Genomic DNA, 24,541 nt, shown 5'->3' with positions numbered 1-24,541 from the left:
CCGACACGTCCAGCCTCCGCCCGGTGCGGTGTGGGTGGCACCGGGCGGAGGGGTCTTTGACGGATCCCTGACGGTCAGCAACGGAAGCGGAGCCGGCACACGACGGCGTTCGTGTCGCGGCGGACGGCATGGGCGACGACCGCGCCCCGCTGGTTCTGCAGGGCGCGCTGCCAGAGGTGCTCGGGTTCGGCCTCCGGGATGAGCACGGTGACCCGGGTACCCGGTTCGGTCGTCCGCAGGCCTCGCACGTACGCGGTGATGGGCCGGCCGAGGGAACGGCGCTCGGAGGGGAGCCGGACGAGGGGGACGCCGGGGTTCCACCGGGCCCAGTCGCGTTCCAGGGCCTCGGTGGCCTGCCGGTCCTCGGGGTCCGGGTGGCAGACCATGAGGGCGCGGACCTCGTCGCCGAAGGAGACGGCGGCGGTGACGGCCTCGCTGGTGAGGCGGGTCAGGGAGGAGACGGGGACCAGGACGAGTGAGCGTTCGCGGTGCGGCGGTGCGGGGATACGGCCGACGCCGAGGCGCTCGCCGATACGCCCGTAGGCGCGGTGGACGGCCTCGAAGGCGAGGACGAGAGCCGGTAGGGCGATGACGATGAGCCAGGCTCCGTCGTGGAACTTGGTGGCGGTGACGACGACTGCGGAGACGCCGGTGAGGACGGCGCCGAGGCCGTTGAGCAGGGCCTTCGCGGCCCACTTGGGTCCGCGCTCGCGTCGCCAGTGCAGGACCATGCCGGTCTGGGCGATGGTGAAGCCGACGAAGACGCCGATCGCGAAGAGCGGGACGAGGGTGTTGGTGTCACCGCCGGAGAAGACCAGCAGCGCGGCGGAGACCAGCGCGAGCCAGACGACGCCGTGACGGTGGACCTGGCGGTCTGCCTTGAGGCCGAAGACGTGCGGCACGTAGTTGTCGCGGGCCAGCAGCTTCAGCAGGACGGGCAGGCCACCGAAGGAGGTGTTCGCGGAGAGCGCGAGCAGCACCACGGTGGCGAACTGGATGACGAAGAATCCCCAGTTGTGGCCGAGGGAGGCGTCGGCGAGCTGAGCGAGGACGGTGACACCCTCGACCGGCTGGAGCCCGAAGCGGGAGATCAGTACGGACAGGCCGATCAGCATCACACCGAGCAGCGCGCCGAGCGCGAGCTCCGCACGCATCGCCCGCCGGGCCGCCGGGGCGCGGAACGACGGCACAGCGTTGGCGATGGCCTCGACGCCGGTGAGGGCCGAGCAGCCCGAGGCGAACGCCTTCAGCAGGAGCAGGGCACCCACGGTGGTGGCGTTGTCGGCGAGGACGGAGGCGTGGCCGGCGGACGCAGCTGTGGAGACCGGGCCGTCGCGGAACAGGCCGACGACGATCAGCACCAGGATCGCGCCGATGAAGACGGCGGTCGGGACGATGAACGCGCGCGCCGAGTCGACGATGCCCCGCAGGTTCACGCCCGTGACCAGAACGAGGACCGCCAGGCATATCCACAACCGGTCGCCGTACAGCTCGGGGAACGCGGAGGTCAGGGCGGCGACACCGGCCGTCACGGCCACCGCGACGTTCAGGACGTAGTCCAGGACGAGCGAACCCGCCGCGACCAGGCTGGTGCGACGGCCGAGGTGCGTCCTGGCCACCGCGTAGGAACCGCCGCCGTCCGGGAAGGCGGCGATGACCTGCCGGTAGTAGGCGACAAGGACGGCCAGGAGGCCCGCGATGGCCAGGGTGACCGGAAGCGTGAAACCGAGGCCGTATCCGCCGACCGCCGCGAGAACCAGGACGATGGCCTCGGGGCCGTACGCCACGGAGGCCATCGCGTCGAGCGAGAGCGCGGCGAGCCCGGTGGCGGCCGTCAACTTGTGGCGGCCGGTATCCGGGGGCTCCTCGGCAGCGGGCGGGGCACCGTTCTCGGTGGTCAGAGCGGACATGCGGGTGGGCTCCTTCGTACTCAGGTCTGCTCAGGGTGTGCCCCGGTCTGGGTGCTCCCTGCGGCTCCTGGCGGGTTCTTCGCGCCCGACGGCGCTCTCTTCACTCCTTCTTGACGCGAGCCTTCAGGAACCCGCCGGTCACCGAGCCCCCGTTGGGGCCCGAGGGGGCTACGGGTCATGCCATGAACCGGAACAGCGGGCGGACACCCGCCGACAGCCGCATGCGACGCATGTCGCTGTCGCTCGCTGCCCTGGCCTCTGCCCGTCAGCTCCTCGGCGTCTTACGGCACCGTGTGGCTGCTCGGCGTAGGCGCCTGGCTCCTCCTCGCGGCCGTCCTGATCGAGCTCGTCCACCGCCCATGACCTCACTGCCGGTGCCCCGGAATCGGGCACGAGCAACTCGGCTGCCTCGGACACACGCGTCTGCGTCCCGGTCTCCCAGAGCGACGACACCCTCGGTCGGCGGGCGGTACGGATGAGCCCGACCGGTGCATCTTGACGCTCTCCTGACGCGCCCGCCCCGATCGGTCCTTGACGCGTTGCTTACGCTGGCCCGGCCGTCCGCACGATGGACGGCACCCCTCATCCAGCAGCAGCGCAGGAGTACCCCCATGACATCCACGAAGGACGCGCGCACCGGACGATTGCGCGCATGGATGCTGGAGGGCCTCTCCGACATGGGGAAGGGCAAACCCTCCCGCCCCAAGGAGTCAGCCCCGGAGTCCGGGCATCAGGGGCAGCGCTGGTGGCGGGTGATGTGCCTGACCGGCGTCGACTACTTCTCCACCCTCGGCTACCAGCCCGGCATCGCCGCCCTGGCAGCCGGGCTCCTCTCGCCCGTCGCGACGATCGTCCTCGTGATCGTCACCCTGGCCGGCGCACTTCCCGTGTACCGGCGGGTGGCCGAGGAGAGCCCGCACGGCGAGGGCTCGATCGCGATGCTGTCGCGGCTGCTGTCCTTCTGGAAGGGCAAGCTCTTCGTCCTCACTCTCCTCGGCTTCGCCGCCACCGACTTCCTCATCACCATCACGCTGTCGGCAGCCGACGCCTCCACCCACCTCATCGAGAACCCGCACCTGGAGGAAGCCCTCCACAACAAGCAGGTGCTCATCACCCTCGTGCTGATCGCGCTGCTCGGCGCGGTGTTCCTCAAGGGCTTCCTGGAGGCCATCGGCGTCGCCGTCGTCCTCGTCGGGATCTACCTCGCCCTGAACGTGGTCGTCGTGGTCAACGGCCTGTGGCACGTGATCACCGAGGGCCACGTCGTCACCGACTGGAGCACGGCCCTGACCGCCGAACACGGCAACGTCTTCGCCATGGTCGGTGTGGCCCTGCTCGTCTTCCCCAAACTTGCCCTCGGCCTCTCCGGCTTCGAGACCGGCGTCGCCGTCATGCCGCACGTCAAGGGCGACCCCGGTGACACCGAGGAGAAGCCCACCGGTCGCATCCGGGACACCAAGAAGCTCCTGACGACCGCCGCGCTGATCATGAGCGTCTTCCTGATCACCACCAGCTTCATCACCACCGTCCTCATCCCTCACGAGGAGTTCGAGTCCGGCGGCGACGCCAACGGCCGCGCACTCGCCTACCTCGCGCACGAGTACCTCGGCAACACTTTCGGCACCGTCTATGACGTCTCGACCATCGCGATCCTGTGGTTCGCCGGGGCTTCGGCCATGGCCGGACTGCTCAACCTGATGCCCCGCTACCTTCCCCGCTACGGCATGGCCCCGCACTGGGCCCGCGCCGTGCGGCCCATGGTCATCGTCTTCACTCTGGTCGCGTTCCTGGTGACCTGGATCTTCGACGCCGACGTCGACGCCCAGGGCGGCGCGTACGCCACCGGCGTCCTGGTACTGATCTCCTCCGCCGCCATCGCGGTGACGATCGCAGCCCGCAAGGCCGGCCAGCGCGGCTGGACCATCGGCTTCGCCGTCATCTCGGCGGTCTTCCTCTACACCACCGTCCTCAACGTCATCGAGCGCCCCGACGGCGTGAAGATCGGTGCCTGCTTCATCGCCGGCATCATGCTCATCTCCCTGCTCTCCCGCCTCGGCCGCCTCTTCGAACTGCGCGTCACCCACGTCGAGCTGGACGAGACCGCCGAACGGTTCGTCCGCGACATCTCGCACCGCACGGCCCGGTTCATCGCCAACGAGCCCGACCGCCGCGACATCGCCGAGTACCGCGACAAGATCGAGCAGATCCGCGCCGACAACGACCTCCCCACCACCGAGGACTTCGTCTTCGTCGAGGTCACGGTCACCGACCCCTCCGAGTTCGAGGCCGAGCTGACGGTACGCGGCGAGGTCCTGCACGACCGCTACCGCGTCCTGACGGTGGAGAGCTCCTCCATCCCCAACGCGCTGGCCGCCCTCCTCCTCCACTCCCGCGACCTCACCGGCATCCGCGCCCACATCTACTTCGAGTGGACCGAGGGCAACCCCATCGCCAACTTTTTCCGCTTTTTCCTCCTCGGCCAGGGCGAAGTCGCCCCCGTCACCCGCGAAGTCCTGCGCGAGGCGGAACCGGACCGCGACCGCCGCCCCCGCGTCCACGTCGGCTGAGGGTCCCCGGAACGAAGAGGCTCGACTGCGAATGCTCGCCCGCGCTCCGACACCGCTAACCTCTGGCCGGCCTGGAGCAGGCACAGCAGCGGAGGGGGCTGTGGTTTCGGCCACCGTCCGAAGGCCTTGACGTGGGTCTGACGCTCCTTCCGACCTTGACGATCTCGGTCCTGCACTGACCCGGGCGTCGACCAGCGCGGCGGCTGCCTGAGCCGCCAGGTCGGTACGGCGACCAACCGCGCCTCCGGCGGCGGCGGTACGGAGCCAGTATCGGGGTCAATATGAAGCGGCCCTGGTACCGCCCATGGACGATGGCGCGCAGCGGCGGAGGCCCGATGAGCGTGCCGTACTCGAAACGGCACGCCCGCAGCTCCAGCACCTCGATCAGTTCGTGCCGCACCTGTTGGACGACGTCGTCGGAGGACGAAGCGGGTCATGCTGTGCAGCCGCTCCAGATGCGAGGCGTCCGTGACCGCCACCCGCTTCAGCGTCAGGGCACGTGCGGCCAACTGGGACTGGGAGTGCGGCCTTGGTACTGGTGGGCTCGCATATTCAACTATCGCCAGTTCTCTGCGAGAACGAACAAACCGGTGACGGTGTGTGGTCGTAGTTCCGTAGGCTCGCCACGCCTGTGACTGGTAGAAAGCACGTTCAACCGGCGTCGCGACCCTCCGGAGGAGCCTTGCCCGGCACGGGGCCCTGTGCCGCTCCCGGCGCCTGATTCTCAGCCGGGTTGCTTGGCCATGACGACCAGACCCGGCCCGCTTTGCTCATCTGCAGGGAGCCGAAGTTCGGCGACCGGGCGCAGTCCAGCCTGCTCGATCAGGTCCACGAGTTGTTCCGGCCGCCATTTGTGTGTCGTCCAACGAACGGGTACACCTCCGTAGGCCTCGGTGCGCACCGCGTCTTCGTCGCCGACGTGTGTTGCGGTGATGAGGTGTCCGCCTGGCTTCAGGGCGCGCGCGAACAGGGTGAGAACCTGAGGAAGGACGTCACGGGGGAGGTTGAACAGTGACCACCACCCGAGCACGCCGCCAAGGGACGCTTCACCAAGGTCGAGGTCGGTGGCAGAGGCGACGCTGAAGCGGCATTGAGGATGAAGACGGCGCGCGTTCTCGATCATGCGAGGGGAGAGGTCGACCCCGGACACGTCGAGTCCGCGTTCGGCAAGGTAGGCGGTCACCGTTCCGGGTCCGCAGCCGACGTCGAGGACAGGCCCAAGCTCGCTCACGGTGTCAGCGAAGGCGTCGATCGATGCCTTGAGCCATGGATGGCTACGGATGTCGCCGACTCCCGTCGTCACCACCATGTGGGCGTAGTTGTCGGCCACGCGGTCATAGGACTCACGGACCACGTCGAGATCGGCTGGGCGGTCAATATGGTGAGCGCGCATCAGCCAATGATAGGAGTGTGCGACGGCCTACTGGCGGGCTCGCGTCTTCAACTGTGGAGCTTCAGCATCTCGAAGAACATTGAGGTGGCTCCATGGCACGCACGAAGTTCCGGCCGCTGGCCACTGCTCCCTCTGTACCCGGGCCTGCTGGAGATGCGGACGGGGCGGCGTACGCCGACGCGGTGTCGGAGTACGCCGCCTTGAGTGGGACGAGCTGCGGGTCGCGGCCCGCGAGCTGCTGACCGGTCCTTCTCCCGCTACTTCGGATCGCGGTTGAACAACGCCGTCGACCAGCGGTAGCCGAGCGCGGTCAGGCCGATGCACCAGGCGATGGCGAGCCATCCGTTGTGGCCGATCTCGGTGCCGAGGAGGAGTCCGCGCAGGGTTTCGATGGCGGGGGTGAAGGGCTGGTATTCGGCGATGGGCCGGAACCAGCCGGGCATGGTGTCGGCCGGGATGAAGGCGCTCGAGATGAGCGGGAGGAGGATCAGCGGCATGGCCATGTTGCTGGCCGCCTCGGGGTTCGGGCTGGCCATGCCCATCCCGACCGCGATCCAGGTGAGCGCCAGGGAGAACAGCGCGATCAGCCCGAACGCCGCCAGCCACTCCAGGGCCGTGGCGTCCGTGGACCTGAAGCCGATGGCCACGGCGACGGCGCCGACGAGGACCAGGCTGGCGAGCACCTGCAGCACGCTGCCGACGACGTGCCCGATGAGCACCGACCCGCGGTAGACCGCCATCGTACGGAAGCGGGCGATGAGGCCCTCGGTCATGTCCATGGAGACGGACACCGCGGCCCCGATCACGGTGCTGCCGATGGTCATCATCAACAGGCCCGGGACGATATAGGCGATGTAGTCGGAGCGGTCCGCGCCGCCGCCACCGATGCCCGCGCTCATTACGTCGCCGAAGATGTAGACGAAGAGCAGCAGCATCATGATCGGCGTGAGCAGCAGGTTCAGGGTCATGGACGGGTAGCGCCGGGCGTGCAGCAGGTTGCGGCGCAGCATCGTGTTCGAGTCGCGAACGGCGAGGGAGAGGGCGCTCATCGGACAGTCTCCTTGGGCTGGTTGGGGACGTTGGTGGAGCTGGTCAGGGCGAAGAACACGTCGTCGAGGTCGGGGGTGTGCACGGTCAGCTCGTCCGCCTCGATGCCGGCGGAGTCCAGCCAGTCGAGGATGGAGCGCAGCTCGCGCTGGGTGCCGTCGCTGGGGATCTGCAGCGACAGCGCCTCGTCGTCCCGGGTGCTCTCGCGCAGGGCGGAGGCGGCGGACTGGTAGGCGGCCGGGTCGGTGAAGCGGAGCCGGACGTGCCCGCCGGGGATGAGCCGCTTCAGCTCGCCGGCGCTCCCCTCGGCGGCGATCCTGCCGTCGTTGAGGACCGCGATGCGGTCGGCTAGCTCGTCGGCCTCCTCCAGGTACTGGGTGGTGAGGAAGACGGTGACGCCGTCGGAGACGAGCTCTCGGATGATGCGCCACATGTTGTGGCGGCTGCGCGGGTCGAGGCCGGTAGTCGGCTCGTCGAGGAAGATGATCCGCGGGTTGCCGACCAGCGTCATGGCGAGGTCGAGGCGGCGCTTCATGCCGCCGGAGTAGGTGGAGACGGGCTTCTTCGCGGCCTCGACCAGGTCGAAGCGCTCCAGGAGTTCGGCGGCGGTACGGCGGCCCTCGCTGCGGGACAGGTGGTGCAGGTCCGCCATGAGGAGCATGTTCTCCTCGCCGGTGATCAGGCCGTCGACCGCGGAGAACTGCCCGGTGACACCGATCGCGGCCCGCACGGCCTGCGGGTCGGTGGCCAGGTCGTGGCCGCCGACGTGCAGATCGCCGGCGTCGGCGGTGATGAGGGTGGAGAGGATCTTGACGGCGGTGGTCTTGCCGGCGCCGTTGGGCCCGAGCAGAGCGAAGATCGTTCCTTCGGCGATGTTCAGGTCGATGCCGTCGAGCACGAGCTTGTCACCGTAGGACTTGCGCAGACCGACAGCGGAGACGGCGGCGGGCGACTGCGGACCACCGGCCCGCTTGGGCGCGGACATGACAGAAGAAGGCATGGAGTCCTCCCCTTTCGAAGGCTGAAACGAGTGGGCGAGTGGGCGAGTGGGCGAGTGGGCGAGTGGGCGAGTGGGCGGAGCTGGTGTTCAGGCCCGGGCGCGGCGCACGTCGATGTTGCCCCAGCGGGTGCGGGCGCGGACCTTGACGGTGTCCTCGGTCGTCTCCGGCGTATCGGACGCGGCGAGCGTGTTGCGCACCTGCCCGCGGTCGGAGCTGACGTCGAGCCAGGCGGCCGCGCCCTCGCGGACGCCGACCTCGATGGCGCCGTAGGAGGTTTCCAACTGGACCGCGCCGCGGGCCACTTCGCCCACGCGCAGGGTGCCGTGGGCGGTGGTGGCGGTGACCGAGTCCTCGGCACGCGTGATGTCGATGTCGCCGTTGGCGCCGCTCACCCGCAGGTCGCCGGTCGCGGTGCCGACGGTCGTGGTGCCGTGCGAGTTCTTCAGGACGGCCGGGCCGTCGACGGTACCGACGCGCAGGCTGCCGGAGCTGGTGGTGATCTCGGCCTTGCCCTCGATCCGGTCCACGGTGATCGAGCCGTGCGACGCGGTCAGCTTCAGTGGGCCGGTCGTGTCGAGGCGGACGTCGCCGGACGCGGTCTTCACGCGGACCTCGCCGAGCCGGCCCTCGCCGAGCACCTGGGCCCAGGCGCCGGTCATGTCGATGCTCGAGCCCGTGGGCAGTTCGACCGCCACGTCGACGGTGCCGGTGCGGCCGAGGCCGAGCAGATTGGGCTTGGGCGTCCTGACGGTCAGTACGCCATTCGCGTACGTGGCCTCGGTCTGGTCGGCCGCCCGCACGTCCTGCTCCTTCTTAGCGTCGCGGGGCCGCACCTCGACAACGGTGTCGAGGCGGTCGCCCGCGATGAACTGGACGGAACCGGCCTCCACGTGCGCCGTGGCCGAGATCGGTTCGGGAGTGTCGAAAGAAGGCATGGCTATCCCGTCCTCTTGGGTCTATGGGGCGTCCCCGCTGCTGGGACGTGGTGTGGGTGAAGTGGTGCGGGTGCAGGTGCGGGCGGGGGGTGCGGCTAGCGCACCCAGCCCGTGTAGTTCTGTCCGATGGTGCGGGCCCTCTCCGTCGGACGTGGCGCGCCACCGCCGTCGACCGCGGCCGACACGGCCCGCACCAGCCACGCGTTGACCGACAGGCCCTCGCGGCCAGCGGCCTCCTCGGCGCGGGCCTTGAGGTGGGCCGGCAGGCGCAGGTTGACGCGGGCGATGCCGCCCTCGTCGCCGTCGGCCGGGGCCGGGGTCTTGAGCGGTTCGACGGGTGCGGCCGACTCCGTGGGGGCGCCGCCGCCGGTGGGCGGCAGTGTCACCACGAAGTCGGGGTCGAGCCCGCGCAGCCGTACGTCGACCGAGCCGGGGGCGAGTTCGCGGGTGATCTCGTCCATCGCGGCGGAGAGCACGTTGAGCATGGTCAGCCGGGTCGCCGACTCGAGCGGAGCGGTGAGCCGTCCTGCCAGCTCGCGAGCTTCGTCGCCGCCGGCTTCGGCGGCCACCCCGAGTTCGCGGCGGAGGGTGTCGACGTACGGGGTGAGGTCCATGACGCCATCATGGCACCACAATGGCGCCAGGTGCAAGCGGTGAGGCGACATCTCTGGGGCCGCATCTGACACAACCATCCTGACCTGCGAAAATATGCTGGCACCTGCCTGAGCGACTGTGGCTCCATGCGTGTACATGTGCGCTTGTGGGGATGGAATGGCACCGGGCGACGCCACCCGGTGCCACCCGGTGCCATCGTGTCTCATCTGCGCCACTCAAACTTTTCTGACACGGACTCGTGTGACTGAGCGGGCGAAGTCGGCACTATTCGCCAAGTGCAGTGCCACGCAGTTCGCCTGCCTTTTGGCGCATGCTCTGCCGCTCGGATTCCGTCAGGCGCGCAGGATCGAGGTCGGGCACCTCGAACCGGCCGGTCAAGCATGCGCAGGGGGCAGGCCGCCCGGCGGATGTCGTCCAGCTCCGCCCCGTCGTGCCACGCCCAGGCAGCCCTGACCCCGCGGCCGCCGACCGCCCGGACAGCAGCCGGGCCCCGTGGTCCGGACGGCCGTCCGGCGCAGTAGCCGTGTTACCCGCAGAACACCTGCACCTTGGCGTCGGGGTCCTCCACGTCGATGTTGAGGTCGTCGAGCTGCTCGATGAGCTCCTCGAGGTGCTGCGGCTTGAGCTCAGTGAGGTCGATCGGTACTCCTGACTTGTTCAGCTCCGCGTTGACCTTGGTGAGCGAGTTGGGCTGGTGACGAGACGGGCCCGCGGCGCCGGGCCGGACGGTCGGCGCGTTCCCCGTCGTCGCATGGGTCACCGACGCCGCACCCAACCCTCCCGAGCCCGGCCTGAGGACACCCGCCTGAGCGCCGGCCGATGAGCCGCCAACCCTGCGATTTCCGGAATCCGTAACACGATCCGAGAATTCACCGCGCGGCATTGCCTTTACCTCACGGTAACTCGTATTGTCGGGGCCATGGCAGCACGAGACACTCTCGTCGGCCGCCGCCACGTCGATTTCGGTCGACTGGCCAGCGGTCTCTGTACAGCCGACTCGGCGTGACAGCCTCGGCCGACTGCCGTCCGACCAAGCGGTAATCCGGCACCTGAACGCCATATCGCCACCGGATCGTCCGGTGCTTCCTCGTGCCCTCACCTGCTGTCGCCTGCAGGCCTGTTGAGCGGGCCGGCTCAGCGTCGGCAACCAGTTGCCGCTCCGGGGGAAGCGCGGTGGGGGGCCCTGGGAGACCGGAACACCGGATCCGGATTCCTCTCGAGTATTTCCGTCGATGCTCCGTATTCGCATGCGCAGGCACGGTTCGCATTCGCATGCGCGGCCATAGTTCCGCGTTTCCGATACAGGCCTGCGAGAAATTCGGAGTATTCCCATTCACGGCACCCCTGTGTCCACTTCGTGATGCGCAGGGCGCCAAAACAGGAGTGAATATCGATGAGTCATACCAGCCAACCGCAGGTCGGGCGGCGTAATTTCCTCGCGGGTGCCGCCGCGGTGGCCGCCTCCGCGGCCGTCCCCGGCGTCGCCGGGCTCGCGGCCGCCAATACGGCGGCAGCAGCCAGCCGTCCGAACATCCTGCTCATCGTCACCGACGATCAGCCCAAGCACACCGAATGGGCACTGCAGAAGACCACCGCGTGGCTGGCCGATCAGGGCGTGCAGTTCACCAACGGCCACGTCACCACACCGCTGTGCGCGCCCTCACGGTCGTCCGTCTTCTCCGGCCGTTACGCCCACAACCACGGTGTCCGCAACAACCAGGCCTCGTACCAACTGGACCAGAGCACCACCATTCAGCGCTATCTGAAGCAGGCGGGCTATCGCACCGGTCTGTTCGGCAAGTACCTCAACTCCTGGACGCTGTCCCAGAATCCGCCGCACTTCGAGGACTTCGCGCTGCTGCAGCCGGGCTACGTCGACGCCCAGTGGAACGTCAACGGCACCGTTCAGACGATCAACGGCTACACCACCGACATCGTCAAGAACCGGACCCTGAACTTCATCGACAAGGCCGCCACCGATTCCCGTCCCTGGTTCGCATACGTCACGCCGTACGCCTCGCACGGCCCGCGTACGCCCGAGGCCAAGTACGCGGGCACGGCCGTGCCGGACTGGCACGGACGGCCCTCCGTGCCCGAGAACAACCGGGACGACAAGCCGGCGTACATCAGGAACGCGACCGGGACGCTCGCAGAGGGCAAGACGATCCGCGCGGAGCAGCTGCGGACCCTGCTGTCGGTCGACGACGCGGTGCAGGCGTTCAAGGACAAGCTCCAGGCGCTCGGCCAGCTGGACAACACTCTCGTGATCTACATCGGTGACAACGGCTTCAGCTGGGCCGATCACGGCTGGACCAAGAAGTCGGTGCCCTACCGCCCTGCCCACGAGGTGCCGTTCTACCTGTCCTGGCCGGCCGGCGGCCTGGGCACCGGGACCACCGACAACCGCATCGTCGCCAACATCGACATCGCCCCCACCATCCTCGACGCGGCCGGGATCACCCCGACCCACTCGGTGGACGGCAAGTCGCTGCTGTCCGGCTTCAACCGCGACCACCTGCTGGTGGAGTGGTGGGAGCAAGGCACCAACGCGGGCGGTCCGCCAACCTGGGCCTCATACGTCGCAAAGGACAAGCAGTACACCGAGTACTACGACCTGAACACCGACACCAACGGCACGGTGTCCGGCACCGGGCAGGTCAGGTTCCGGGAGTACTACGACTTCGCGGGCGACCCGTACCAGCTCACCAACAAGCTGTACCAGGCCACCCCCAGCGACGAGCAGAACCTGGGCATCCCCGCGCTGGCCTCCCAGCTCGCGGCCGACCGCACCAGCTAGTCACCAGCTGTAGCTGGTCAGCACACCGTCCGCCGCCCGCCCGGACACCCGGGCGGGCGGCCCGATCCCCCAGGAGACGCCATGCCCTCCTGCTGCACCCCCGGCCACGGCCACGACCCGGTCACTCTCACGATCGCCCCGCCCCCGGCCCCTGTCCGGAGTCCGGCAGCGCTCAGGGCCGCGAAGCAGCTCCTCAGCCTTCCCGGCGGCCGCTTCCTCATGGGCACCGACGTCCCGGACGGTTTTCCGGCGGACGGCGAGGGCCCTGTCCATGAGGTGACCGTCGGGGCCTTCCGCATCGCGCCCGCGACCGTGACCAACGCACAGTTCTCCTCCTTCGTGAAGGACACGGGCTACGTCACGGAGGCGGAGGAGTTCGGCTTCTCGTATGTCGTCGATGTCTTCCTCGACGGCCAGGCAGCGATCGAGTCGCAGGCCGTACCGGGAACTCCCTGGTGGCGAGCGGTATCCGGTGCGAACTGGCGCCGACCGACAGGCCCCGGCTCATCGTTCGCGGACCGGCAGAACCATCCCGTGGTCCACGTGTCCTGGAACGACGCACAGGTGTACTGCGCCTGGTCCGGAACCCGGCTGCCGACCGAGGCCGAGTGGGAGTACGCGGCCCGCGGCGGACTGGAGCAGGCCCGCTACCCGTGGGGGGACGAACTGACCCCCGGTGGGCGGGACATGTGCAACATCTGGCAGGGCGACTTCCCCGTCCGCAACACCGGCCCGCACGCCCGGACGGGCACCGCGTCGGCCAAGTCGTACCGGCCCAACGGCCACGGCCTGTACAACACGGTGGGCAACGTCTGGGAATGGTGCGCCGACTGGTTCAGCCCCGACTTCCACCGGACCGGGCCGCGCGAGGATCCGACCGGCCCGGCCACCGGAACCGCCCGCGTCATGCGCGGCGGCTCCCACATGTGCCACGACTCCTACTGCAACCGCTACCGCGTCGCCGCCCGCAGCTCCAACACACCCGACAGCTCCACCGGCAACATCGGCTTCCGCGTGGCGGCGGACGCGGGGGACAGCCCGGACCGCTGTCCGTCAGTTGCACTCGCGTCACGCAAGAAGATTTTGCCTTCCTGGCCGCGCCGCGAGGGCGAAGTACGGGACTGCCACCGTCCGCCTTAAGTCGAACCAAGCTCAGCCGACACCACGATGGGCGGCCCACAATGCCCCGGCACGGCTGGCAGCGTCGGCAACCAGGGCCGCCAGTTCGGGTTTGTCGGGGACAGGGAACGAGACGTATGCGCCCCGACCACCACCGACTGGTCGGCCATAGGCCTTTGCGGCGAGGTGACCGTCCGGGAGGAGCCGGACGTTGAGTGTGGTCAGCATGAACGCTTCACCGCGTCGAGTGTCCGTCCAGCGGAGCGCCTGGGGGATCGTGACATTGATCGCCAGAGCACTCACTTCCAGGTCTCTGCTCATGGACGGATGATCTCACGCGAGTCACCGCAGGCGGCCGCCACCGGCTTGTGTAGCAGGGAGTTTGATCACGACTCGATATGCGCCCTAGCTCCCCTAAATCCTGAGTGAGGTTGCTGCACCATGCGGTTGCAACAGTCAGCTGCGGCTGCCGGAGGCGGTGTCCGACGACAGCCGCTGGGCCAGGTAGATCGGTATGACGGACAGCAGGACGAGGACGGCGGCGACGACGTTGACGACGGGGGCCTGTTGGGGTCGGGCCATGTTGGAGAAGATCCAGACGGGGAGCGTCTGGACGCCGGGGCCCGCCGTGAAGGTGGTCACCACGATTTCGTCGAAGGACAGCGCGAAGGCCAGCAGCCCGCCCGCGACCAGCGCTGAGCGCACCAGGGGGAAGGTGATGTCGACGAAGGTACGGAAGGTGTGCGCGCCCAGGTCCATGGCGGCTTCCTCGTACGAACCGGACATCCGGCGCAGCCGGGCGATCACGTTGTTGAAGACGACCACGATGCAGAAGGTGGCGTGGCCGACGATCACCGTGAACATCCCGAGTCCCACGCCGAGGGGTTCGAGCACCGTACGGAAGGCGGAGTTGAGCGCGACGCCGGTGACGATGCCCGGCAGTGCGATCGGCAGGACGACCACGAAGGAGATGGCCTCGCGGCCGAAGAACTTGTAACGCTGCACCGCGAAGGCGATGAGCGTGCCGAGCACGAGCGCGATCACGGTGGCGCCGAGTCCGGCTTTGACCGAGGTCCACAGCGCGTTGCGGGCGCCGGTGCTGTGCCAGGCCACGGCCCACCAGTCGAAGGTGAGGCCGGGGGGCGGCCAGCCCGAACTGCGGTCCGGGTTGAGGGAGTTGACCAGAACCAGCAGCAGCGGGATGTAGATGACCGCGAAGCCGACTCCGGCAGCTATGCGCAGGGTGATGCGCGCGGGGCGGGAGAGGTTCATCGTGCAGGACTCCACTGTGCGTTCGCGTACAGATCGGATCGGATCAAAGACTGCTGAGTGCTCCGGTACGGCGCACGGCGAGCAGATAGAGGACGATGATCACTACGGGCACCGTGCCGAGCGCGGCGGCCAGCGGCGGGTCCAGGGTGATGTTGGAGTAGATGAGATTGCCGATGAGCTGGCTCTTTCCGCCGACGATCTGTACGGCGATGTAGTCGCCGAGGCTGAGCGAAAAGGTGAAGACCGAGCCGGCGGCGATGGACGGCAGGATGATCGGCAGCACCACGGAGCGGAAGGTTCGTCCGGTCCGGGCGCCGAGGTCGGCGGAGGCGTCCAGCAGGTTGGCGGGTATCTGCTCCAGTCCGGCGTGGATCGGCAGGATCATGTAAGGGAGCCACAGGTACGTCAGTACGAGGACGGTGGCGGTAAGTCCGTAGCCGGGGCCGTCGAGCCCGAACGGCTTCAGCGCCCAGTCCAGCAGACCGCCTTCGGCGAGGATGAGCCGCCAGGCGTACGCCTTGACCAGATAGCTCGCCCAGAGCGGGGTGAGGATCGCGACGATCAGCAGGGGCCGCCACTTGGGGTTCGCGATCCGGGCCGTGTAGAAGGCCACGGGGAAGGCGATCAGTACGCAGAGGGCGGTGACCGCGAGGGCGACGCCGAGACTGCGCAGGGCGACCTGCCGGTAGACGCCGGTGGTGAACAGCGCGGTGAAGTTGTCCGTGTTCCAGACCTTCACCACGTCGGAGGTGAAGGAGTCGGTCGTCCAGAACGCGGACATGAACAGTGCGGCCAGGGAGCCGAGGTAGGCCAGGACCAGCCAGGCCAGCGGTGCGGTGAGGAGCAGGGACAGCCGCAGCTTGGGATGGCGGTGCAGAGTCCCGGCAAGCCGCCGGACGAATCCGGCGGCCGGCACGGTGTTCTTCATTAATGCTTAGCCCTTGATCTCGGTCCAGGCCTGGGCCCACTTGGCGTACGGCACGCACTTGACGTCCGTACGTTCGTCCACGCACTCCTCGATGGGCGTGGTCCAGAAGTGGACGTCCTGCCAGTACAGTGCGTCGGTTGCGTGATAGGTGGTGCAGAAGTTCTTGTCCGCGGTGTAGTCGCACGCCTTTTCGTTGGACGGGGCCTCACCGAAGTACTCGGCGACCTGCGCGTTCACCTTGGGTGAGATGATCCAGTTCGTCCACTTGTAGGCGCAGTTGGGATGCTTCGCCTTGGCGGAGATCATCCAGGTGTCCGACCAGCCGGTGGAGCCCTCGTCCGGCAGGACCGCCTTGACGGGCGCCTTCTCGGCCTGGGCGGCGTTCAGGATCACCTGCCAGGTGGTGCCGATCACCGAGTTGCCGCTCTTGAAGGCGGATATCTCCTTGAGGTAGTCGCTCCAGTACTCGCCGACGTTGACGTTCTGCTCCTTCAGCAGGCTGACGGCGGCGTCGAACTGCGTCTGGTCAAGGGCGTACGGGTCCTTGATGCCGAGCGAGGGCGCGGTTGCCTTCAGGTAGAGCGCCGCGTCCGCGATGTAGATCGGCGAGTCATACGCGGTGACCTTGCCCTTGTACTTCGAGGACTTGTTGAAGACGGCGGACCAGGACGTGGGGGCCGGGGAGACCTCCTTGGTGTTGTACATCAGGAGGTTGGCGCCGCGGCCGTGCGGGATGCCGTAGGAAACGCCCTCGACCGAGTTCCACTGCTGGTTCTTGAGGTCGAAGGTGACGTCCTTGTAATTGGGCACCAAGTCAGTGTTGACAGGCGCGGCGTCGCCGGACGCGATCAGCCGCAGCGACGCGTCGCCGGAGGCGGAGACTGCGTCGTACTGCCCCGTCTTCATCAGGCTGACCATCTCGTCGGACGTACCTGCGGTCTTGGTGTTGACCTGACATCCGGTCTGCTTTTCGAAGTCGGTGACCCAGTCGACCTTGGGGTCGTTCGAGCCGTCCTCGGCGTAGCCGGCCCAGGCGATCAGGTTTACCTCGCCCTCCGTCTTGCCGAGGGTCTTCTGCGCGGTGAGCTCCGGTGGGGTGAAGCCGCTGGTGCCGGGCGAAGAGTTGGCGGTATCCGAGGAACCGCAGGCGGTGGCGAGGAGCAGGACACCGACAGCGGCGGCCGCTGCTCGGGACGTTCGGTTCAGACGCACGGGGATATCTCCACAAGTGGGGGACGGGGGATGGGGCGTGCGGGGGGTGGTGGTGCGTTTACCGGGCCTCAGGGACCCGGAAGTTGTGGCGTTGGTGCCACCGGAGCGTGACCCGGGAGCCGCGGAAAGCGGCGACGTCCTCGGATGAGGTCTCCAGGTTCTGCTGGAGGGCGGTGAGCCGGCCGCCTGCGTCGAGATCCACCAGGAAACGAGTCGCGTCCCCCAGGTAGACGACCTCCGCCACGGTGCCGGTGGCGGTGGAGTGCTCCGGCTCGTACGCGGCTGTGGACCCCGGGCTCTCGGCGAACAGACGGATCTTCTCCGGCCGGACGCTGTAGGTTCCCCGGGTGCCCACGACCTGCTCCGCGGCCCGGTCCTTCAGCAGGTTCGACGTACCGACGAAGCCCGCGACGAAAGCGGTGGCGGGCCGTTCATAGATCTCGGCCGGGGTGCCGACCTGTTCGATGCGGCCCTGGTTGAACACGGCGATCCGGTCGCTCATCGTCAGCGCTTCCTCCTGATCGTGCGTGACGAACACGAAGGTGATGCCGACCTCGCGCTGGATCGCCTTGAGCTCGACCTGCATCTGCTCGCGCAACTTGAGGTCGAGCGCGCCGAGCGGCTCGTCGAGCAGCAGTACCTTCGGTCGGCCGACCAGTGCCCGGGCCAGCGCCACGCGCTGCCGCTGGCCGCCGGAGAGCTGGGACGGGCGGCGCGAGCCGAACTCCGCGAGCCGGACGCTCGCCAGCGCCTCCCGGGCCTGCTTCGTACGCGCGGCCTTGGCCACCTTGCGGACCTTGAGGCCGTAGGCGACGTTCTCTTCCACGGTCATGTGGGGGAAGAGCGCGTAGTCCTGGAAGACGGTGTGGACGTCCCGCTCGAAGGGGGCCAGGCGGGTGACATCGGAGCCGGCGAGCTCGATGGTGCCGCTAGTGGGGGCCTCGAAGCCGGCGATCATCCGGAGCACGGTGGTCTTGCCCGAGCCGGAGGGGCCCAGCATCGAGAAGAACTCGCCATCTGCGATCTCCAGATCGACTCCGGCCACGGCATCGGTCCGGCCGAAGGACTTGCGCAGGCTCTGGAGCCGGATGGCTTTCCCCTCCATGGGTGGGAACCTTTCTGGGGAGTCGGACGTTAACGCTAAACATATTAAGTCATAGTTCTAATTTCAATACCCGGCTAAGGTAAAGCTTTGGGGCAGCCAGCGAGGTGGTACTCGTGAACCGTGACAAACCCGGCGTCCGTAGAGCCGTCTTCACACCCGTCGACACCCTGGCCCGGGTGGATGCCGTGGTGCGGCGGCTCGGTGACGCCATCGACCTCGGGCTACTGGCCGATGGCGAGCAGCTACCCGGCGAGACCGACCTCGCCGCGCAGTTCGGCGTCTCCACCGTGACCTTGCGCGAAGCCCTCATGGCGCTGCGGCAGCAGGGCCTCGTCATCACTCGCAGAGGCCGTGGCGGAGGCAGCTTCGTCACCGTGCCCGACGGGCCGGCGGAAGACCGGCTGCGCGCCCGGCTCTCCGACTGGAGCACCGAGGAACTCCGCGATCTGGCTGACCACTGGGCAGCCGTCTCGGGTGCCGCCGCCCGGCTCGCCGCCCAGCGCACCGACCCCGAGGATCTGCGGCAATTGCGCAGGTCTCTGGGAGAGTTGGCGGAGGCCGAGGGCACGGCGGCGCGCAGCCGTATCCTCGGGCGCATCCATGTCGAGCTGGCCGCGGCAGCCCAGTCCCCCCGGCTGACCAGGGAAGAGGTAACTTTCCGGACTGAGTTGGGGGCGCTGCTGCGTCTCGTTCTCGGCGAGGACGAGTGCCTCAAGGACCTTGCGGACCGTCACCGCGCTGTAATCTCCGCCGTGCATGATGGTGCGGGCGAGCGTGCCAGGGCTCTGGCCGAACAATGCGTGCAGACCTCCATGGCGCGCCTGATCGAACTCCGCCTCGGCTCTGCCGACGGCGAGCGCGGTCCCTGTCCGAAAGAGGGCTCCCATGAGTCGCAATCCCCATCTCGCAAGAGCCGGAGCGGCAGTTCTTGACGGGATGACGGTCGCCGATGTGGCCACCCGCGTCAGTGACGCCCTCGAAGGAGTCTTCGAAGCCGTGGGCCGAACCACTGCGGACTCGCAGGCGGTGCTCGCCTCGGCCGTGCGGGACGGCCGCCGTCCCGTGTCGGCCGATCTGGCCGCCCTCCGTCCCGGCCTGCACACCTGCCTCACCCAGTACGACCTGGTCTCGGGGATCGGCTTCGTGGCGACGCCCGGACTGCTCGACGACGTACCGGCGTGGCTGGAGTGGTGGCAGACCAGCGCGGCCGGGGCCGTCCGCCCGCTGCTGCTCGACCTGGACCCGGACCACTCGGCGTATCACGACTACACCCAATGGGACTGGTTCTCCCTGCCCCACGACACCGGACAGCGGGCGGTCGCGGGACCTTATGTCGACTACCTCTGCTCCGATGAGTACAGCCTCACCCTCGCCGCGCCGGTGACGGTCGAGGGCCGCTTCATGGGGGTGGCCGCGGCCGACGTCTATCTGCGGCGCTTCGAAGCGGTCGCCATGCCTCTGCTCCAACGCCTGCCGGGTCCTGCCCGCCTGGTCAACGCGCGCGGCCGGGTCACCGCCTCGACCGACCCCCACCACTTGGTCGGATCACTCACCAAGGACCCGAACTTCGCGGCGGTACTGGCCGGACCGACAGGCGGCGCCGAACACGGCGGGCTGCAACTGCGGCCCTGCGACGGTGTCCCCCTCATTCTGGTGACGGCGGCACCCCCGGCAGAACGCCCGTAAGCGTCTCTGGAACTCTTAAGGATCCTGAGTTATCGCGTAGCCCCAAGGGGTGGAAGCCACAACGAGCGCGGACGAGTCCGGGCCGATCCCGTGTTGCAGAACCCGTATGCGTCGCCGCCGGCTGCGGCGTTGCCAGCATCTGGCTTGTGCGGACCCTTGCGGACTCGCACACCCGGGGGTTGCTGCCCCGTCGGACGCCGAGCCGAGCATCTCGAAGCCGCGATGTCGGCGACGGGGGCCGCGCGCATTTCAAGCACGCGGCGGGTTCGTCCGGTAAAACGGCGATTCATATAGAAGGTTACGGCCCACTCGGGGATGGCTTCATCGAGGATCCCGAAGCCAACCGGGCAACTGTTAGAGACCCCTCCTACAGCCCATTGATCGCAACTGAAGACGCTGTGCGGGCTGACCGACAAGGGCACCAAGGGCAAGCGGGCCCGCAGGGTTCCGATCGTCGAGGAGATCCGACCTCTCGTCGCCCAGCGCATCCTGTCCGCCGGCCCCGACCCCGTCGCCCGCCTGTTCACCGGCCCACGCGGCGGACGCATCTCCACCGCCGTCCTGCGCGACGCGACCCGCTGGGACGATGTAGCCACCGCACTCGGCTACGAGCACCTGCGCCGCCACGACCTCCGGCACACCGGCCTGACCTGGTTCGCCGACGCGGGAGTCCAGATCCACGTCCTGCAACGCATCACCGGCCATGGATCGCTGACCACCACCCAGCGCTACCTCCACCCGGACATACACAAAATCACGGCCGCTGAGCCGCACTCTCCGCACATCTCAGCGTGCTGCGTGCCCCGCGCACCCTGCCGAGCCCGATCGCGCTCACCCGCTGACACCGGTCAAGGAACGCCGGTCCCCAACTGGTCCCCAAAAATGATCAAGGGCCGGTTTCGGATTGCTCCGAAACCGGCCCTGACCTCGACTCTCTCGAGTCGGGACGACAGGATTTGAACCTGCGACCCCTTGACCCCCAGTCAAGTGCGCTACCAAGCTGCGCCACGTCCCGATGCGTTTCCTCCCGGTGCCCCGGGCGGCTGCGCATGAGAAACATTACCTCACTCCGAGGACCGCAATGACGCCCGTGCCTGCTGGGCGCGGGCCGCGAGGCCCTCGGCTCCGCACGCCGTGGCCATCTTCTGGGCTCTGGCCAGTTCCCGTGCGGAACGGATCGCCACCCCGTAGTCGAGCCGGGCCAGGGCGTGCTCGTACGCCGAAGTCGTCGGGGACGCCTCCAGATAGCGGACGGCTTCGGACAACAGGTGCTCCGCCTCCTCCGGCGGCGCGAAGAGGGCGACGCAGCGCAGAGCCTCGCCGATCGCCGTGTCCGTTCCGAACCGCTCGGCGTGGACGCGGGCACCGGCGGCGAGCCGGGCGCCGCGTACCGGGTCCACGTCGACCAGGGCGCGGGCGAGGTCGCAGGCCCAGGGCGCCCAGATGACGTTGAAGCGCTCGCGTGTCTCCAACGCGGCACCCGCGGCTTCGAGTTCGGCGATGGCCTCCTTCGTACGGCCTTCGGCGAGCAGCAGCCGGCCCCGGACGCACGGGCCGTCGGGCAGCACCATGGCGCTGGGGTAGGGCGCAGCGAATTCGTACCGGTCGGCGACCAGCCGGGCCTCTGATATCCGGCCGCGGGCGAGGAGGGTATCGATGAGCAGACAGGCCGCGTCCCAGTGGACGGGCAGCCCGCTGCCGACACGGTCGGCGAGGCGCAGCCCCTCACGGAGGAACCCCTCGGCTTCGGCGAGGCGTCCGCGACGGCGGTGGACGAGTCCGAGGAGTGTGTGGGCGAAGGCGAGGTGCGCACCGCTCCAGCCGGAGATCTCGAAGGCGCGCACGGCCTCGCCGAACAGTTCCTCGGCCCGGTCGAGCTGGTCCGTGAACGCGCAGGTGATGCCGATCAGCGTGGGGAGTTCGAATCCCCACTCCGTGTCGGTCCAGCCGAGACCGCGGGCCGGATGTCCATCGACGAGGGCGCGTTCGCAGAGGTCGACGACGAGTTGGGCGTTCTCACCGCGGAGCATGGCGTCGAAGGCGCGCAGGATGAGCAGGGCCCGTTCGGAGTTGTCCCGGCCGGTGAGGTGGTCCGCGTTGCGGGAGAGCCTGCGTGAGCGGGCGGGACCGTCGTCCTCGACCGCCTGCATTCCTTCCCACAGGAAGTGCCCGGCCTGCAGTCGCATCAGACCGGGGCCCGGGGCGGTACGGGATGCCTCGGCGGCGAGTGAGATCGCCGCTTCCTTCAGCTGGTTGTTGTGGGCGAGCGCGGCCGCGAGCCGGAACGTGGCGTCGATCCGCAGGTCGTCGTCGAGCCCCGGCATGTCGAGTGCCGCGCGAAGATGCTGCACCGTGGTGGGCGGCGAGCTGAGCAGTGTGGCGCAGCCCAGTTCGTACAGGAGTGCCGCCTTGTCCTGCGGGTGCGGAGGTTCCTCCAGGGCCCGTTCGAGGCAGCGCCTGGCCGCTTCGGGGGCGCCGACCGCAAGGTGCTGGCCTGCGGCTTCGCGGAGCTGAGCGACCAGTTCCTGATCGTCGTCCGGGTGGACTTCGAGCAGGTGACGGGAGGCCGCGGCGGCGCCGAGACCGGCCCGGGTGATGGCCCAGGCGGCCCTGCCGTGGAAGGCGGTGCGCGTGGCCGGCGGGATCGAGCGGTACACGGCGGTGGCGATCAGCGGATGGACGAACTCCAGCGGGTCGAAGCCGCTGACGATACGGGCGTCGCGCAACCGTGCGGTGCAGTCCGCAGCCTCCGCCGAGCTCATTCCGGCGAGGGTGGCGGCCACTTCCTGGGAAATGTCCGTACCGAGGACGGCGGCGGCCCAGGCGAACCGGTTGGCGTTGGTGCCCAGCCGTTCGAGCCGGGCGACGAGCCCGCTGCCGCGCGCCGAGGCACCCAGCTCGCGCAGCATTCCGGCGGATTCCTCGACCGGTGGCAGTTCACGGTCCTGCACCTTGGCGACGAGTTCGACGGCCTCGTACGGGTTGCCACCGGTGACGGCCCACACCTCGCGGCAGAAGGGGTCGTCGGCATGCTCGCCGAGGCCTGCTCGGACGAGTTCGGCCGTGGCGTCCGGGGTGAGCGCGCGCAGGGCGACGCGGACGAGGCCCTTGTGTCCCACGGGCTCGGCGTGTGCGGCGGTCTGGGCCGCGTTGCGTTCGGCCAGCTCCTGCGGGCGGTGGGCCTGGACGACGAGGACCGGCAGTTCACCCAGGCGCGCGGTGAACGAGGCGAGCCAGGCGAGGGATTCGCCGTCGGCCCAGTGGGCGTCGTCCACCATGAGCAGCAGCGGCCGGTGGCTGAGCCGCGAGGCGAGCCGGCCCACGACGAAGTCGAGGCCGTCCCGGACACCCTGCGGGTCCGGCTGCGGGCCGGTCGGTTCGGCGAGGCCGAGCGCGGGCGCCGTGGTCTCGTACCAGTCGCCGAACAGGGCCCGCGTCTCGTCCTCGGGGAACTGGTCCAGCGCGGGCTGCAGCAACTGGCGTACGACATGGAACGGTACGGAGGTGACGGTCTCGCCACCGCGGGCGGACCAGATGGTGCAACGGCCGACTGCCATCGAGCGGACCTCGGCGAGCAGCGCTGTCTTGCCGATACCCGCCTCGCCGCTGAACACCAGCAGCCCGCCGGACGCCTGGCCGCCACACAGGGCGTCCACGGCTTGTGCGGCAGCGGCGAGTTCCGGTTCGCGCTCGTACAACGGCCGGGACGGCTTCATGCCTACCCTTCCCCAAAGTCCAGCAATGACGACTGCCGAGCCTAGTCGCGCGCAGTGCCTCGCGGACAGGGTTCTGAGAGTTCTTCGCAGGTGCGAGGCACAATCGGAGGGTGGACGAGACTCGCAGGGACCGTGATTCCGAAGGCCGGGCGCGCAGTGCACGCCCCCGGGACGGACTGGGGCGCCCCCTGCCCTACGGGGCTCCGGGGGTGGAGCGGCAGCCCGAGGGCGTGGTGCGCACCCCCGAGGAAACGGTGCGGGAGGCTCAACGGCTGCTGGACGCGGGCATGCCGTTCCATGCGCACGAGGTGTTCGAGGACGCCTGGAAATCGGGCCCGGACGCGGAGCGCGAGCTGTGGCGCGGCCTGGCCCAGCTCGCCGTGGGCCTGACCCACTCCGCCCGGGGCAACGCGTCGGGCGGAGCGAGGCTGTTGCGACGCGGAGCGGCCGCGGTCTCCGCCTACCGGGACGCGCCTCCGCACGGCCTCGGCATCGGCCCCCTGATCACGTGGGCCGAGGAACTGGCCGACCGGGTGGAGGCGGAGAGCCCGAAGGCGGTGGACGCAGCCGCGGAGGCACCCCGGCTACGGCCGTAGACCCCCCGGTGCCGTCCCCGGGCGAAACGGTGAACGATTACGATCCGTCGTCATGAGCACTTCTGACGGGGACCAGCACGAAGAGCAGGACCAGGGCACGGACGCGGACGCACCGATACCCGAACCGGACGCCACCGACCGCAGACTGACACCACGTCAGGCCCGCCACCTCCGGATCGCCCTCTCATCGGTGGGCATGGCGGCCATGGCCGTGGTCCTGGGCCTACGCATCGCGAGCCGGTCCTCCGTCCTGGTCGTCGGCGTATACGGGCTGGCGCTCATCCTCTGCGGAATCGTGATCGAACTCAGCAGAAACGGCCGCACACGCCTGGCCACCTGGCTCCTGGGCACCGGCCTCACCGCCGCGGTGGGCGCGGACTGGCTGCTGATCCCCTGAGACCCGCTCTCCTAAAGCGGGTGTCGCAGGTTCGAATCCTGCCGGGGACAGAGAGAAACACCTGCCCAGAGGCCCTTCCGTCGGACGGACGGAAGGGCCTTCGCACTCGCAGCACAGGCTTGGCGCCTTGGCACCACCACAGGGGCGCGATAGGCGGCGGGCCCCGAGTTCTGTCACTGGCTGGTCAACCACCCCCACAAAAGGCCCACCAGTGTCCTCAGCGCGACACCAGCCATCCACCGCAC

20 protein-coding genes, 1 tRNA gene and 1 pseudogene are annotated in these 24,541 nt (G+C 68.9%); 8 read left to right on the top strand and 14 right to left on the bottom strand.

All coding sequences use genetic code 11. The features are described 5' to 3' along the window. Positions 1-74: 74 nt before the first annotated feature. A complete protein-coding gene (locus tag ACFT7S_RS18200) occupies positions 75-1,910 on the bottom strand; it encodes an APC family permease (protein ID WP_382732742.1) in 1,836 nt (611 codons plus the stop codon). 611 nt (positions 1,911-2,521) lie between these two features. On the opposite strand from ACFT7S_RS18200, the gene ACFT7S_RS18195 reads away from it, so the two are divergent. After that, entirely contained in the window at positions 2,522-4,477 is a 1,956-nt protein-coding gene (locus ACFT7S_RS18195) for an amino acid transporter (protein ID WP_382732740.1), read from the top strand. 724 nt (positions 4,478-5,201) lie between these two features. Here ACFT7S_RS18195 and ACFT7S_RS18190 read toward each other — a convergent pair. The 6 genes from ACFT7S_RS18190 to ACFT7S_RS18165 form a co-directional block, all read right to left on the bottom strand. Then, positions 5,202-5,870 carry a methyltransferase domain-containing protein gene (locus ACFT7S_RS18190; RefSeq protein WP_382732739.1) on the bottom strand — a complete coding sequence of 223 codons (669 nt, stop codon included), beginning with the start codon at positions 5,868-5,870 and terminating at the stop codon, positions 5,202-5,204. Between the two features lie 257 nt (positions 5,871-6,127). After that, positions 6,128-6,919: an ABC transporter permease gene (locus ACFT7S_RS18185; RefSeq protein ID WP_382732737.1), complete on the bottom strand. Its 792-nt coding sequence runs from the start codon at positions 6,917-6,919 to the stop codon at positions 6,128-6,130. Next, positions 6,916-7,917, bottom strand: a complete 1,002-nt coding sequence (locus ACFT7S_RS18180; protein WP_382732735.1) for an ATP-binding cassette domain-containing protein — start codon at positions 7,915-7,917, stop codon at positions 6,916-6,918. The genes ACFT7S_RS18185 and ACFT7S_RS18180 overlap by 4 nt, the downstream gene beginning before the upstream one ends. 87 nt (positions 7,918-8,004) lie before the next feature. Continuing rightward, positions 8,005-8,853, bottom strand: coding sequence for a DUF4097 domain-containing protein (locus tag ACFT7S_RS18175; protein ID WP_382732733.1), 849 nt, complete (start codon positions 8,851-8,853; stop codon positions 8,005-8,007). A gap of 95 nt (positions 8,854-8,948) precedes the next feature. After that, a complete protein-coding gene (locus ACFT7S_RS18170; RefSeq protein ID WP_382732731.1) occupies positions 8,949-9,467 on the bottom strand; it encodes a hypothetical protein in 519 nt (172 codons plus the stop codon). 527 nt (positions 9,468-9,994) lie between these two features. Next, entirely contained in the window at positions 9,995-10,228 is a 234-nt protein-coding gene (locus tag ACFT7S_RS18165; RefSeq protein WP_382732730.1) for a hypothetical protein, read from the bottom strand. Between the two features lie 633 nt (positions 10,229-10,861). On the opposite strand from ACFT7S_RS18165, the gene ACFT7S_RS18160 reads away from it, so the two are divergent. Then, on the top strand, positions 10,862-12,265 hold the full coding sequence (locus tag ACFT7S_RS18160) for a sulfatase (RefSeq protein ID WP_382732728.1): 1,404 nt from the start codon (positions 10,862-10,864) through the stop codon (positions 12,263-12,265). Between the two features lie 81 nt (positions 12,266-12,346). Beyond that, positions 12,347-13,405: a formylglycine-generating enzyme family protein gene (locus tag ACFT7S_RS18155; protein WP_382732727.1), complete on the top strand. Its 1,059-nt coding sequence runs from the start codon at positions 12,347-12,349 to the stop codon at positions 13,403-13,405. 12 nt (positions 13,406-13,417) lie between these two features. Here ACFT7S_RS18155 and ACFT7S_RS18150 read toward each other — a convergent pair whose 3' ends face one another. The 5 genes from ACFT7S_RS18150 to ACFT7S_RS18130 form a co-directional block, all read right to left on the bottom strand. Further along, on the bottom strand, positions 13,418-13,705 hold the full coding sequence (locus ACFT7S_RS18150; RefSeq protein WP_382732725.1) for a hypothetical protein: 288 nt from the start codon (positions 13,703-13,705) through the stop codon (positions 13,418-13,420). 135 nt (positions 13,706-13,840) lie between these two features. Further along, positions 13,841-14,656 (bottom strand): ABC transporter permease, encoded by an 816-nt coding sequence (locus ACFT7S_RS18145; RefSeq protein ID WP_382732723.1) that lies wholly within the window; start codon positions 14,654-14,656, stop codon positions 13,841-13,843. A gap of 43 nt (positions 14,657-14,699) precedes the next feature. Then, complete coding sequence (locus ACFT7S_RS18140) at positions 14,700-15,584, bottom strand: ABC transporter permease (RefSeq protein ID WP_382732721.1); 885 nt, start codon at positions 15,582-15,584, stop codon at positions 14,700-14,702. A 6-nt stretch (positions 15,585-15,590) separates the two neighbouring features. Continuing rightward, complete coding sequence (locus tag ACFT7S_RS18135; RefSeq protein WP_382732719.1) at positions 15,591-16,796, bottom strand: ABC transporter substrate-binding protein; 1,206 nt, start codon at positions 16,794-16,796, stop codon at positions 15,591-15,593. Positions 16,797-16,854: 58 nt separating this feature from the next. After that, complete coding sequence (locus ACFT7S_RS18130) at positions 16,855-17,901, bottom strand: ABC transporter ATP-binding protein (RefSeq protein ID WP_382732717.1); 1,047 nt, start codon at positions 17,899-17,901, stop codon at positions 16,855-16,857. A 113-nt stretch (positions 17,902-18,014) separates the two neighbouring features. Between ACFT7S_RS18130 and ACFT7S_RS18125 the strand changes: the two genes are divergently transcribed. From ACFT7S_RS18125 to ACFT7S_RS18115, 3 genes and pseudogenes are all read left to right on the top strand, one after another. After that, positions 18,015-18,833 (top strand): FadR/GntR family transcriptional regulator, encoded by an 819-nt coding sequence (locus ACFT7S_RS18125; RefSeq protein ID WP_382732715.1) that lies wholly within the window; start codon positions 18,015-18,017, stop codon positions 18,831-18,833. Further along, positions 18,787-19,587: a cache domain-containing protein gene (locus tag ACFT7S_RS18120; protein WP_382732714.1), complete on the top strand. Its 801-nt coding sequence runs from the start codon at positions 18,787-18,789 to the stop codon at positions 19,585-19,587. Before ACFT7S_RS18125 ends, ACFT7S_RS18120 begins: the two co-directional genes overlap by 47 nt. Positions 19,588-19,989: 402 nt before the next feature. After that, positions 19,990-20,429 (top strand): annotated as a pseudogene (locus ACFT7S_RS18115) (tyrosine-type recombinase/integrase); the annotation flags it as partial. A gap of 99 nt (positions 20,430-20,528) precedes the next feature. Here ACFT7S_RS18115 and ACFT7S_RS18110 read toward each other — a convergent pair. After that, positions 20,529-20,602, bottom strand: a tRNA-Pro gene (locus ACFT7S_RS18110). Positions 20,603-20,651: 49 nt separating this feature from the next. Beyond that, positions 20,652-23,303 (bottom strand): ATP-binding protein, encoded by a 2,652-nt coding sequence (locus tag ACFT7S_RS18105; protein ID WP_382732712.1) that lies wholly within the window; start codon positions 23,301-23,303, stop codon positions 20,652-20,654. Positions 23,304-23,413: 110 nt separating this feature from the next. On the opposite strand from ACFT7S_RS18105, the gene ACFT7S_RS18100 reads away from it, so the two are divergent. After that, positions 23,414-23,899, top strand: coding sequence for a DUF309 domain-containing protein (locus ACFT7S_RS18100; protein ID WP_382732710.1), 486 nt, complete (start codon positions 23,414-23,416; stop codon positions 23,897-23,899). 52 nt (positions 23,900-23,951) lie between these two features. Further along, positions 23,952-24,296 carry a hypothetical protein gene (locus tag ACFT7S_RS18095; protein ID WP_382732708.1) on the top strand — a complete coding sequence of 115 codons (345 nt, stop codon included), beginning with the start codon at positions 23,952-23,954 and terminating at the stop codon, positions 24,294-24,296. Positions 24,297-24,541: the final 245 nt, after the last annotated feature.

Source organism: Streptomyces sp. NPDC057136 (assembly GCF_042670885.1).
Taxonomy (GTDB): Bacteria; Actinomycetota; Actinomycetes; order Streptomycetales; family Streptomycetaceae; genus Streptomyces.
Note: the sequence above shows the minus strand (reverse complement) of the source record. Positions and strands in the feature narration are given on the sequence as shown.